The 13,388-nt window shown below is 35.3% G+C and carries 13 protein-coding genes; 3 read left to right on the plus strand and 10 right to left on the minus strand.

Annotated features, from left to right (window positions below; all coding sequences use genetic code 11):
• Positions 1–75: 75 nt before the first annotated feature.
• From ybaK to BM305_RS14945, 5 genes are all read right to left on the minus strand, one after another.
• Positions 76–546, minus strand: a complete 471-nt coding sequence (ybaK, locus tag BM305_RS14925) for a Cys-tRNA(Pro) deacylase (RefSeq protein WP_092562532.1) — start codon at positions 544–546, stop codon at positions 76–78.
• 1 nt (position 547) lies between these two features.
• Positions 548–1,753, minus strand: a complete 1,206-nt coding sequence (locus tag BM305_RS14930; protein WP_092562489.1) for a ribonuclease E/G — start codon at positions 1,751–1,753, stop codon at positions 548–550.
• Positions 1,753–2,466 carry a TIGR03936 family radical SAM-associated protein gene (locus tag BM305_RS14935; RefSeq protein WP_092562492.1) on the minus strand — a complete coding sequence of 238 codons (714 nt, stop codon included), beginning with the start codon at positions 2,464–2,466 and terminating at the stop codon, positions 1,753–1,755. The genes BM305_RS14930 and BM305_RS14935 overlap by 1 nt, the downstream gene beginning before the upstream one ends.
• Positions 2,450–4,315: a TIGR03960 family B12-binding radical SAM protein gene (locus BM305_RS14940; protein ID WP_092562495.1), complete on the minus strand. Its 1,866-nt coding sequence runs from the start codon at positions 4,313–4,315 to the stop codon at positions 2,450–2,452. The genes BM305_RS14935 and BM305_RS14940 overlap by 17 nt, the downstream gene beginning before the upstream one ends.
• A gap of 94 nt (positions 4,316–4,409) precedes the next feature.
• Complete coding sequence (locus BM305_RS14945) at positions 4,410–4,769, minus strand: hypothetical protein (protein WP_092562498.1); 360 nt, start codon at positions 4,767–4,769, stop codon at positions 4,410–4,412.
• 139 nt (positions 4,770–4,908) lie between these two features.
• Here BM305_RS14945 and tyrS point away from each other — a divergent pair, with 139 nt between their 5' ends.
• From tyrS to pelA, 3 genes are all read left to right on the plus strand, one after another.
• Entirely contained in the window at positions 4,909–6,144 is a 1,236-nt protein-coding gene (gene tyrS / locus BM305_RS14950; protein WP_092562501.1) for a tyrosine--tRNA ligase, read from the plus strand.
• Positions 6,145–6,163: 19 nt separating this feature from the next.
• The gene (locus tag BM305_RS14955; protein ID WP_092562504.1) at positions 6,164–6,619 is read left to right on the plus strand and encodes a hypothetical protein; all 456 of its coding nucleotides are present in this window, start codon (positions 6,164–6,166) and stop codon (positions 6,617–6,619) included.
• Between the two features lie 245 nt (positions 6,620–6,864).
• Entirely contained in the window at positions 6,865–7,836 is a 972-nt protein-coding gene (gene pelA / locus BM305_RS14960) for a pectate lyase (RefSeq protein WP_092562507.1), read from the plus strand.
• 66 nt (positions 7,837–7,902) lie between these two features.
• Here pelA and BM305_RS14965 read toward each other — a convergent pair whose 3' ends face one another.
• The 5 genes from BM305_RS14965 to BM305_RS14980 all read right to left on the minus strand — a co-directional run bounded on the left by BM305_RS14965 (position 7,903) and on the right by BM305_RS14980 (position 13,199).
• Positions 7,903–8,802: a diacylglycerol/lipid kinase family protein gene (locus BM305_RS14965; protein WP_092562510.1), complete on the minus strand. Its 900-nt coding sequence runs from the start codon at positions 8,800–8,802 to the stop codon at positions 7,903–7,905.
• The gene (locus tag BM305_RS14970; protein WP_092562513.1) at positions 8,799–12,017 is read right to left on the minus strand and encodes a DEAD/DEAH box helicase; all 3,219 of its coding nucleotides are present in this window, start codon (positions 12,015–12,017) and stop codon (positions 8,799–8,801) included. Before BM305_RS14970 ends, BM305_RS14965 begins: the two co-directional genes overlap by 4 nt.
• Positions 12,018–12,292: 275 nt before the next feature.
• Positions 12,293–12,424, minus strand: coding sequence for a hypothetical protein (locus tag BM305_RS19675; RefSeq protein WP_272481966.1), 132 nt, complete (start codon positions 12,422–12,424; stop codon positions 12,293–12,295).
• Positions 12,425–12,568: 144 nt separating this feature from the next.
• On the minus strand, positions 12,569–12,865 hold the full coding sequence (locus BM305_RS14975; protein ID WP_092562516.1) for a hypothetical protein: 297 nt from the start codon (positions 12,863–12,865) through the stop codon (positions 12,569–12,571).
• Positions 12,866–12,878: 13 nt separating this feature from the next.
• On the minus strand, positions 12,879–13,199 hold the full coding sequence (locus BM305_RS14980; RefSeq protein ID WP_092562519.1) for a polymorphic toxin type 50 domain-containing protein: 321 nt from the start codon (positions 13,197–13,199) through the stop codon (positions 12,879–12,881).
• Positions 13,200–13,388 lie beyond the last annotated feature (189 nt).

The raw sequence follows: 13,388 nt of genomic DNA on the forward strand, positions 1-13,388 counted from the left end.
TTCTATAATAGTATAAGATTTGCAATTTAAGTCCACCATAAGGATATCTGCAAAAAATGATAAAAGTGTGTCAATCTAACAGGTTATATTTCCCAGTACACCTTGTGTATGCGAAACCAAATCCTTTGGATTTAAAATCACTTGACAGCCCCTAACCCCTGCACTTACGCTGATTTCATCAAAAGCAAAAGCCGACTCATCATAAAAGGTTGGAAATTTCTTTTTCATGCCCACAGGAGAACATCCACCCCGGATATATCCTGTAATACTTAATAAATCCTTCATAGGAAGCATCTCCACCTTTTTATCTCCCAAAATAGCTGCTGCTTTCTTCAGATCCAGTTCCTTGTCTACTGGAATACAGAAGACACAATAACCCTTACGTTCTCCCTTGGCAACCAGAGTCTTAAACACCTGTGGAAGAGGCATTCCTGCTTTTCGAGCAACCTCTTCTCCTGCCAGATTATTTTCGTCTACTTCATATTCTACTGTCCGAAACGAAATTTTTGCTTTTTCCAAAATTCTAAGAGCATTTGTTTTTATCACTTCACTCATTCCTCCCATTTAACTGTTCCCATAAAGGTTTGCGGACTTTCTTCCGGGTAACTTCTACTAAATTCAACTGGGTCATATCAACTAAAACAGTTTTTACTGGATCCTTTGCAAATAATTCCTTCAGTTTGGTCATTATCAGGGTTTTCTTTTCCTCACTCTTCATATCAATGAAATCAATAATAATGATTCCAGAAATATTCCGAAGTCGAAGCTGCTTCGCAATTTCATTTGCAGATTCCATATTAATTTTGAAAAATGTTTCTTGCTCATTTTTTTTACCATGAACAGCCTTTCCTGTATTCACATCGATAACTGTTAATGCTTCCGTTGGTTCAATCACAATATATCCGCCTGATTTAAGCCAGACCTTTTTTTGTAATGCTTTTTCTATTTTGGTGTCAAGGCTGTACAGCTTTCTCAATGATATCATGGTATCCTCATAAAACCTTAGTTTATTAACATCTTCTTCTTGATAATCCAGTAAATATTGTCTGACATCCTGGAATATCTCCTTGTCATCTGTAATAATTGCATCCAAATTTTTATCGTTATTATCCCGGATATCACATAAAAAACCCGGAAGCCCCTTTTCAATCAAAGAAAATCTAGTAAAATGAATACCTTGGGAAATAATTCTTTCATATCTTTTTTTCAGAAACATAAGTTCACGAAGCAATAAATCATCCGATATTCCCTCGCTATTTGTCCGTACTACAAAACCATACTGTTCTGTTACAAAAGGAGCTATCGCATTTTTTAGACGCTGCCGTTCTTTTTCGCTCTTTATTTTGGCAGAAATTCCAATATGGCTTTTTCCATAAGTTAACACAACATACTTGCCAGTCAGATTAAAATTGCAGGTAACAGAGGGAGCTTTTGTTTTTATATTCTCTTTGTCTACCTGAACAATGATTTCATCTCCAGCCTGAACCCCTTTCTTCTGTATGCCATTGCTGTAAATAGGCTGTTCCTGCTTAGAAAGCGCCAGATAGCACATCATTCCAGGGCTAATTTCCACGAATGCTGCATTAATGTTTTTCACAATGTTCTTTACTTTTCCCAGATAAATGTCCCCCAGATAATTTTCTGTATCAGAATTTTCTACGTTTATCTGTAAAACATCTGTACTGTCTATCAGTATAGAATAGTATTTCTGATTCATTCTTAGTATGATTAGCCGGTTCTTTCCTTCACACATTACAGTTCACCTGAAAGTCCTTCTTTCATATTTACCCCAAAATCATCCAGTGAAATGAACCTATCCTCTTTTTGTGCATATAAATCAATCCGATGGTACTGGTAAGAAAAAGGTGAAAGTTCTTTGCCCAGGAACTGATAAAAGGCTTCCATAATCAAATCTGGCTTCAGATTGTTAACACTTCCCGCTGCTACTTTTAGAAAAAGACCTTCTTGTTCAAATTTATACTCATAAATCAATGGCTTAATATCCATAATCGTACTGCTTTTTTTTGATTTTTTTTCAATTTCAATTGTATCCTGATGATAAAAATCATAAAACCTTATCTCAAAATCTTCCACTGCCTCATAATTATCTTTTAATTCTACACGATAATCTGCACATGCCACCAGTGACATGGCAGGTTTACTGTCCTCTGGAAGCAGTTTAAAAGACAGTACTTGTATTTCGTCTGTAATAACATGGTTAATTTTTTCTATCATTTCTTCAGATGATTCAGAACTTTCAAGCTGAGCATCTAAATATTCTCCTTCACTGGTTAAACCTACACCTAATGGCTGTGCAAACGACATAACCTGATGTCTGTTAAACCCTTGTGAATAGGATACATTTATTTCACATCGCCGAAAAGCCTTCTGAAAATATCTCATAACATCTAAGTGTCCGATAAATTTCATGCTTCCTGTTTTAGAAAATTTAATTCTTACCTTCATAGCAAACACCTCCTCCAAATCCTGACGCTCCACAGCCTGCACAAGCCTGTCTACAGTTTGGTGTCACCTTTTCGCTTATTGCATTTTGATACTCTTTCCATAAAAACTGTCTGGATACTCCAGCATCAATAAAATCCCATGGCAGAAGCTCATCCTGAGCACGTTCTCGGCTTGTATAAAATAAAGGATCGATCTGGTTCTCTTCAAATGCTTCTATCCATTTTTCGTATTTGAAATGTTCCGACCAGGCATCATAAATACAGCCCTTTTTGTAAACATCATAAAGAACGGAAGAAAGCTTTCTGTCTCCTCGGGCAAGTACCCCTTCCAGCATCGTAAGTTCTACCTCATGCCAGTTATATTTTATACTTCTATAATTAATCTGTTCTTTCATTTTTCCACTTAGAAAGCGCTGTTTGTCCAAAAATTCTTCGCTAGTTGCCATCCTAACCCACTGAAAAGGTGTAAACGGCTTTGGAACAAAAAAGGATGTACTTGAAACAATGCTGACTCTTCCATTTCGCTGATCCTTTGGTATGGTATAATATTCTCTTGCAATTTTATCTGACAATACCGCTATTCCTTCAATATCATCCATATTTTCAGTTGGCAGCCCCAGCATAAAATAAAGCTTTACACGATTCCAGCCACTTTTGAACGCATCCATTGCTCCTTTTAAAATATCTTCCTCGGATAACCCTTTGTTAATTACATCCCTTAGACGCTGGGATCCAGCCTCTGGTGCAAAAGTTAAACTGCTTTTTTTCACATCTTGAACCTTACTCATTACATCCAGTGCAAAAGCATCAATTCGCAGGGACGGAAGTGAAATATTAACACCCTTTGTTCCAAATTCCTCGATTAGATAATATACCAGTTCAGAAAGTTCTGTATGATCACTTGAACTTAAAGAGCTTAAAGATATTTCTTCATGTCCTGTAGCCTTTAACATCCGATTTGCTCGTTCCTTCAAAAAGGTAAGTGTTCTTTCTCGGATTGGACGGTAAATCATCCCTGCCTGACAGAACCGACAGCCTCTTAAACAGCCACGCAAAATTTCTAATACAACTCGGTCTTGTGTGATTTTAATATAGGGAACCAGTGGTTTCTCAGGGTAAAAAGTATCACTAAGATTCATTTCAACCTGTTTTTTAATTACTTTGGGAGCATGGGGATTAATCGGTTCAAAGGATTCTAATATTCCATTATCATAATACGCAGCTTCATAAAAGGATGGAATGTAAATTCCTTCAATAGACGCAGCTTTTTCCAAAAAATCTTTTCTGGTTCCATTGGTTTGTTTATTTTCTTTATAAATATCCAACAGTTGATCGTAAACGGTTTCCCCTTCACCAATATAAAACATGTCAAAAAAATCTGCCAGAGGTTCTGGGTTATAGGCACATGGACCACCACCAATTACAATGGGATCCTCTTCTGTTCTTTCCTTTGCATAAATTGGGATCTGACTAAGGTCAAGAACTTGCAGAATATTGGTATAACACATTTCATATTGCAGAGTGATGCCTAAAAAATCAAATTGCTTAACTGGTTCCTGAGATTCTAAAGAAAATAAAGGAATTTGCTGTTCTCTCATTATCTTATCTAAATCTACCCATGGAGAGTACACTCTTTCACAATACGTATCCTCTCTTCTATTAAACATATCATAAAGAATCTGAATTCCCTGATGTGACATTCCAATTTCATAAACATCTGGAAAGCACATGCAAAAACGTATATCAATTTTATCAAGGTCCTTTACAACCATATTATATTCATTTCCAATATAACGTGCAGGTTTTTCAACTGTAAGTAATATTTCGTCACTAAGAGCTAATTTTCTCATTTCCATCTCCTATTCCAATTCTGTACATGAGGAAAGGAGTTATTTTAAGAAATTCTTAAAAAACCCCTTTTGCCATATGACATTATATCAAATTTTATTCTTCCAGTCTATGAAAAACAGGAATTATTTTTTCTTCTATTAAGTCTGCTGTTTGTTCTTCCATTAGATTTAGTTGTTCTTCAGATTCTAACAGCTGTTGTACGTCGTCTGGCCCCCATTTCCCCACCGATATATGGAAATGACTCCACACAAAAATAATCAAAAAAAGCAGCGAGGCTATAAAAAGGCGGATATATGTAGCAGGATGCATAAGATTAATTGTTTCTTCCTCTTGTATGCTGTGAGTTCCTGACTGCCTTTGAACCCCAGGTACATCAATCTGCCGGATACAGTTTGCCCGTGCATTTCGAATCAGTTCTTCTCTTGACATAGAATTACTACTTAAATCGCTCATATTGCTCCATATTTCTTTTTATATATTATATCCCTTTTCATATAGTGTATTCCTTATTATGGTGGAAAACTAGCTTGAAATATATACATTATTATGTTACGATACAAATAATTGCATATTTTTTAAGGAGGACTTTATCATGTCTACAAATGTTTATGATATTTTATTGGAACGTGGGTTCATTGAGCAGGCAACTCACGAAGAAGAAATACGAGAATTATTAGGTAAGGAGAAGGTTACCTTTTATATAGGCTTTGACGCAACCGCAGACAGTCTTACAGCAGGGCATTTTCTTACTGTTATGGCAATGATGCACATGCAAAAAGCTGGACACCGTCCAATTGCTCTTTTAGGCGGCGGAACCACCATGATTGGAGATCCAACAGGAAAGTCCGATATGAGAACGATTATGACAAAGGAAACCATACAACATAATGCAGACTGTTTTCACAGACAATTGTCCCGTTTCATTGATTTCAGCGATGACAATGCTATTATTGTGAATAATGCAGATTGGTTATTAAGCTTAAATTATGTTGAGTTCCTACGTGAAGTTGGGGTTCATTTCAGCGTTAATAAAATGCTGACAGCAGAATGTTACAAACAACGTATGGAAAAGGGACTGACATTTTTTGAATTTAACTATATGTTAATGCAGTCCTATGACTTTTTAAAACTGAATCAGATGTACGACTGTAGCCTTCAGCTAGGCGGAAACGATCAATGGTCTAATATTCTGGGCGGGGTTGATTTAATTCGTCGTAAGGAAGGCAAACCAGCCTTTGGCTTAACCTTTAAGCTCTTAACAACTAGCGAAGGTATTAAAATGGGTAAAACCCAAAAGGGTGCTGTCTGGCTAAATCCTGAAAAAACTTCACCTTATGAATTTTATCAGTACTGGAGAAATATTGAAGATGTAAAAGTAGAGGAATGTCTTGGTCTGTTAACTTTTCTGCCTATGGATGAAGTAAGAAGACTAGGAGCTTTACAAGATGCGGAAATCAATCATGCGAAAGAGGTGCTGGCTTTTGAAATCACAAAAATTGTTCATGGAGAAGAAGAAGCTCAAAAAGCTCAGGAAGCAGCAAGATCTTTATTTGGCGGTAACAGAAAAACTGAGGACCTCCCTACTACTACGTATACAGAAGCAGAATTTGCAGCAGGAATTGATTTTATTACTATGTTAGTAGATGCTAAGTTAGCCTCTTCCCGCTCAGACGCAAGAAGGACAATCACCCAGGGTGGTGTATCTGTAAATGATGTGAAATGTGTTGAATTCGACCGCAAGTTTACGAAAGCAGACTTTAATAGTGATGGATTCATATTGGTGAAAAAAGGGAAAAAAGCATATCATTTATTTAAAATTGAAGAATAACGAAAGGAGTACTGTAAGCATGAGTTCTTATGTAAAAAAAAGTGAACAATATAGTGACGCTTCTTCTAGTGGAATTATGTTTCTTGTAGTGGGAATTATAGGAATTGGCGTGATTATACTGAATGCCCTTGGTGTTGTAAGCTGGATTGCTGGATATTTCAATTATGCACTTTATACTGCTTTATCTGTTGCAGCTTTGCTTGTGGGTATCTTTACATTAAGGAGGGCAGCTTCCTTAAAAAGAGAAATACCTGAAGAAACCAGTCTTCAAGATAACATTATCCAGTGGCTGAAAGATAATATTACAGCAGATTTTCTGAATAAATACGAAGATGAAATGCTTGCAGATGAAATCGTTTATTTCAATAAAATAGAAGCAATGAAGAATGCTGTTTTCATGCAGTACCCTGATGCGGATTCTGATTTTTTAGATCAGATTATTGAGGATTTTTACCAAGAGTTTCTTGAACAATAAATAATAATGCAATGTATTTGAAAGTGCTTTCATTTTGAAAAAGTAAGACATTCTTAATACTTTTTACAAAATGAAAGCTTTTTTGTTGCATTTTTACGAATTCCCCAGATTTATCCGCCAATATATATCAAAAATGTTAATTTTTAATCAAGTTTCTATTTACTTTTTGTTAAATATGTGGTAAGATTCATTTGTAAGTACTTACAAAATTATATAATGTAAAAATGTAAATAGGGAGGTATTTTATGTTAAAGAAACAATTAAGGGTTTTATCTTTTTCATTACTTTTAGCAACAGGTGTTACTGCTGTTCCAACTTCATTTATTTCACAGCCATCTGCTATCGTATTAGCCGCAGAATCAAGTGTTGCGACTGCAAGTATTTCCGACATTTTAAAGTATCAGCAGTCAGACGGAGGATGGAGAAAAAACTATTCAACAACCAGTGGAGACTGGTCAAAATCAACAATTGATAATGGTGCTACATATACAGAAATCAGAAAATTAGCAGCAGAATATAAGAAAACTAAAAACAGCAAGTATTCAGCAGCAGCACTGAAAGGAATTAATTTCTTGTTAAAAATGCAATATTCCAACGGTGGCTGGCCACAAGTTTATCAAAGCTCTGGTTACCACACTCACATTACGTATAATGATAATGCGATGATAAATGTAATGTATTTGTTAGACGATGCAGCCAACAAAAAGGGTGACTTTTCATTTGTAGATTCTACAACAGCATCTAAATGTAAGAAAGCTGTTGCTAATGGGGTTAACTGCATATTGAAAACACAGGTTTCTGTAAATGGTACCCTTACCATCTGGGGACAGCAGCATGATAAAAGTACTTTAAAACCAGCTAGTGCAAGAGCTTATGAAGTTCCATCACTTTGTACTAGTGAAAGTGCAGCTATCGTAAAATTTTTAAAGACAAGAACTTCGACATCACAGATTAAAGCAGCCATTACTGCTGCGCAAAACTGGTTTAACAAGTACAAGCTCACTGGAATCAAAGTAGTAAAAAAGAATGGAGATGTAATCGTTGTTAAGGATTCTTCTGCTTCACCTACTTGGGCTCGTTTTTACCAGATTGGAACAAATAAACCTATTTTTGTAGGAAGAGATGGAGTAGTTAAATATAAACTAAGTGACATTGAAAAAGAAAGAAGAACAGGATATGCTTGGTATGGAACATGGCCTTCTTCTGTGCTAAAATAATTTGAATTTATTGATTATCCAAAACGGGGCTCCTGCTAGAGAACCCCGTTTTATATGTGCTGGATACTAAGTGTGCAGATCCATATTTCTCAATATGGTGATTTCCTTTTGCTTATTTTGAATCAATACTGTTTTATGCAGCCCTCCAAACTCTCCATCCAGCGTCCATGAAACCTCTTGCTCTGAATGAATGGTCAATTCTGATGTTTTGAAAAAACACATATAGTCTTTATTAATATCATTTAAAATCAACGCACCTAAAATGCTTTGTAGTTCAAGAGGATTTTTAGGCATACGAATTAAAAGCACCTCAAACAGCCCATCATCAAATTGTACCTTCTGTCCCCGAAAACTTTTAAATCCTCCCACTGAAATGGAATTGGTTATCATTCCAAAAATGAAATCGTCCTCTATCACCTCTTCATCATGCTCCACTATTAAATGATAAGACTGAAGCAATGACAGGCTTTTAACCCCCTCCAAGAGATATGCCATATGTCCGATTAAATTTTTCGTAGACTGTGGTGTGGAATAAGAAACATCGGTAAATATTCCAAATGCAGCAATGTATACAAAGTAACTTTGGTTAAACACCCCAATATCACATTGAAATTCTTTTCCATGAACAATTAACTTCGCTGCTTCCATCTTTCTTGAAGGTATTCCAAGGCTTTTGGCAAAATCGTTTGTACTGCCAGCAGGAATATAGCCTATGGGCGTGTTCAATTTTGCATTTAATATACCGGTAACTACTTCATCCAGAGTCCCGTCACCACCAGAACATACAATCAATTCATACTCTTCTCCCACTTTTTCAATGATTTCTATGGCATCTTTACTTTTCTGGGTAGCATATACCGTGGTGATAAAATTATTCTTTGTAAATAGATCAAGTATTTCAAATAGTGCATTCTTAATTGTTGCTTTTCCTGATTTAGGATTCATCACAAATAAAACTTTTTTCATCGAAATAATTCCTCCAATTCTTCTTGCGTTAATTGGCTAATGAAAATTTCTTTGGCTTGTATCACTGAATTTGATAATTGCTTCTTTTTCTTTTGAAGTCGATCAATTTTTTCTTCTATCGTATTTTTAGTCAGTAATTTTAATACCTGAACAGATTTCTCTTGTCCAATCCGATAAGCACGATCCGTTGCTTGCTCTTCTACCGCTGGATTCCACCATGGATCGTAATGAATGACAACATCCGCGCCAACTAGATTTAACCCGGTTCCACCAGCCTTTAAGGAAATTAAAAAAACACTTCCCTCCCCATCATTAAATCGATTTACATAATCTTTACGTTCCTTTGGTTTTGTCTTTCCAGAAAGATAAAAGTAATCTATTTCCTGTCTCTTTAATTCATTTGAAATAATTTCTAACATACTTGTAAATTGTGAAAAAACCAAAATACGGTGTCCATTTTCTAGTATTTCAGATACTACCTCTGTCAGCAGATTTAGCTTTCCGCTTTCCCCCTCAAAATTTTCAATAAAGGTTGCTGGGTGACAGCAAATCTGACGTAACCTGGTCAATGCTGCTAATATCTGAATTCTGCTCTTTTCAAAGCCATTTTTATTTATTTCCATTGAAAGCTGTTGTTTCATGGATTCTAAATAAGCATAATAAACTTTTGACTGCTCTGGAGTCATTTCAGCCATCATTTTCATTTCGATTTTATCAGGCAGTTCCTTTAATACATCTTTTTTCATCCTTCTTAAAATAAAGGGCTGTATGTGTTTTCCTAAATCCTCCAAGGTAGCCTTATCTCCCTCTTTCATAATAGGCTTTTCGTAATTCTCAACAAACTGGGCATGTGTATATAAATAATTTGGCATAATAAAATCAAATAATGACCACAGCTCCGAAAGAGAATTTTCGATTGGTGTTCCTGTAAGGGCAAATTTATGTTTTGCTGCTACTTTTTTTGCAGACTGTGCATTTTGTGAACTTGGATTTTTAATAAATTGTGCTTCATCAATAAACATGGTATGAAAGGAATACTGTTGGTAAAGATCAATATCACGTCGAATTAGTGGGTATGAAGTAATAATCACATCATTATCCAGTATACTATGAATTTGAGCTGCTCTTTCTTCAGGAGTCCCTTCTGCAATAATCGTCTTTATGGATGGTGCAAACTTTTCAAACTCTTCCTGCCAGTTATATACAAGAGAGGTTGGAGACACTACCAGGAAATGTAGTTTATCTGGAGCTTCTTTTAAATAAGCGGCTATATACGTAATAGTCTGTAAAGTTTTACCTAATCCCATATCATCCGCCAGAATACCAGCCAGTTGATTATCTGCGAGAGTTTTCAGCCAGTTATATCCAACAATCTGATAAGGTCTCAGCGTTGCCGTAATAGTTTCAGGAACCTCCAAATTAATCTCCTTTGGTTCCAAAATTCCTTTTAACAAGGATTCATACGCTGTTGTCCGCTCCCAATAGAGAGCATCATATTCATTTAAAAGCTGATCCAAATATACAGCCTGATAAGCTGGAAGGTTTACCTGTCCCTCTTCTGAAATATTATCCTCCTTTACATGGAGCTGTTCCAGCAGTTGATTCATCTGCCCCATTTCCATACCTTCCAGGCTAATAAAACTGCCATCCTTTAACCGGTAATATTTCTTCTTTTCCTGAAGGCTCTCAAGTAAATCCTTTAACTCATTTTTAGGAACTTCATCATATACAATATTTAATTCCAAAAGCTTAATTTTTTCATTAAATCCAATCGTAGTCCGTACTGCTCCAGCACTGGATATTTTCATATTTTTCAACTGTTCCGAATGAAACACCTGATAATTCTTATTTAATTCAAAGATATCTTTTGATAAAAATTCGTATATGTCTGCATCCTTTTTCATAACAAAGAAATCCTGATAGGGTTCAAAATGCAGCTGATCAACCTTGTCAAAGAAATCATTTTCTTTTTCTCTTTGTCTGACAATAATAATTCCCTTTGGCACATTATTGAGAAGAGGATTCAGCTCATATGCCCCATATTGAAACAGAATAACTGCTTTAATATAATTTTTATATTTATCCAGATAAATCTTTATCTTCAGTTCTTCCTTAACATAATGATTCTCCAGACTCTTTGGTATTTTAATGTCCATCGTTTCATGAATCCTTGGTAATACATTATCAATAAACTGGGTTTTTAACTCGCCATGAAAAGTCAGCGGCTCGGTATCTTTTTTAAAGCTATTGTAAAAAGGCAGATAATTTGAAATAAAGTCCTTATCTGGATGATATAATATCTCATCGTATAATAAAAGGGAACCATCTTCAACAAATGGTTTCACTGGCTTATAGTCCTTTATCTCAATGCTGATGGATTCCTCATCCCCTTCAATAGAAAATTCAATGGGAGGGTTCCCCTTCACCATGGTTACCTCTGTATACAGTTCATCATTCAGCTCTATCTGAAAATGCTCTCCGCCAATTGCGTGCAGCAGCTTAAAAAACATGCTTTTGGTAATTGCAATCTCTGACTTGGCAAACAAGTTGTTATAATATACTTTTCCTAGTGCTTCCTGTATTTCATAAATGGATATGAGATAATCCAGTACTGCCTGGGATGATTTTGTAAACCTGCTTTCTCCCGCAATAAATTTAAAATCTTTGCCCAATATAATGTTTTCCTTTTCGTAAAGACCAGCCAAAAATTTTTTTATATTCTGCACTTTATATAGCCGGCTGCTTCCGGCTCGCAAGGATACATACGCCCTGGAATCCTTGCCTTTTAGAATGGCAGGAACGCGGAACGTTACTTCTACACGAAAAGTCTCACCAACCAGAGTTGCTTTATCTTGATTTTTAAAATAGTCCAGAATCTGATACAGGTTCTTTTCTTCTGGGCTGGCTGGCTGCTTCGTCTCATTCCGTTCCATATAATTGGATATAAATAAAAGGGTTGCAATCACATGTTTACAAGCCCCTTCATATTTTATATGTGCGGGACAATTACAAGTATAATGAACGTTCCCTTCTTTGGCCTCTTCGACCGTTACAATATATTGATTACTGCCGCTCACCAATGCCTTATATTGTTGGTTCTGCTTTGACCATGTTACATTGGAAACGGCATTATTTTTATAGTAGCGCAAGCCTCGAAAATATGTTGCTTCGTCCGTTGCTAATTTTTTGATAGTATCTTTTGATATTTTGAACATGGCATTCTCTCTTCACAAATAGATTTTCATCCTATTATTATACCACATTTTCACATAGAATAAATACATTCTTTTGAGTAAATGAAAATTTTTTTCTATTTCCAGGTTTTTTTAAGCTTTGCATGGTAGTCTATGCTATAAGGTCCAAATCCCATCTACCATACTGTCCTGCACAACATCAGTAAATCTTTCTTTTGTCAATGCATAATAGTTTTAATCGTCTTTAATGTATTCTCATTAATGGCTGTAACATTAGGCATGGTATGTACTGGTACCTAATAGGTAATGCCCTCTGGTAAAAGAGTATAGCTTAGTTCTGGCATAGTAATGTTTATAAATGGTGCCTGAACTGGATTATTATTCTGATCTACTGCTGGCTTCGCAACATTTTTTGACTGATATGTCAATTACTTTTTGTAATATTTTTTAAGTTTTACAAAAAAGAAAAGCGGCTCTGTGGAGTCAGAAACCGCTATTTGTAACCATTAATTTGTTTAACTAAATGACATTGATTTCTTTATTAAATTACACGAAATAAATTACTGACTCAGTCATGGTTGTTTCCAGATTTCCGATCCGTCTTTCAATTTTACACTTAAAGGACAATTCTCCATTGATACTTCAATTAAATTTCCTACTTCTACTTTCCCATCAGAATCAGTAATAATTGATACTACCTCTACTGCACAAGCATAAAATTCTTTATAACCTTCCTCATTTTCTTCCAATCCATTATCGCTTTCATATATTGTATCAATTATCCCTTCTATACACAATCCTGTGTCCCATACCATAATAATATTAGTTCTATTCGGATACTTACATAATTGTTTCATTAATTCGTCCATTTATATTCTCCTTTTACTTAGGTCTTGCTGGAACAATATGAGCCCCATTTTTACCATAGTGAATAATTCCAACTGTTGTATCTGTTGCAATACCAGTATTCGGATCAACATATTGACCAATTACTTCACCAAAATTTACTCTTTCTTTATTATTTCCAATCATAGTTCCTGTTCCTGCTTTTTCATCAAGCAATCTTTGAACATCATTTGCATCACCTTTAATAATACTTTTAACTTTACCTTTTGCTATTTCATTTTTGTAATTGTTAGTTCCAGGAATATGTTTTTCCTGTTGTCCTACATTTACCTTGTTGTGTGACGGGTAGGTGGTCATAAAACACACTAATTTTCGTAATCGCAGGGATTTTTATTGGTCGGTTATAGCTTGATATTTATAAAGTATTGACTTTTTTAAAAATATTCTTCTGCTATATCTATATCTTTTGTCATTTCTAATTCTGGATATTTTTCATCTAATTTACGCAAACATTCTATATATGCTTTACTTTGCAACCTTTCAGAA

This window comes from Anaeromicropila populeti (assembly GCF_900112775.1).
GTDB lineage: Bacteria > Bacillota > Clostridia > Lachnospirales > Lachnospiraceae > Anaeromicropila_A > Anaeromicropila_A populeti.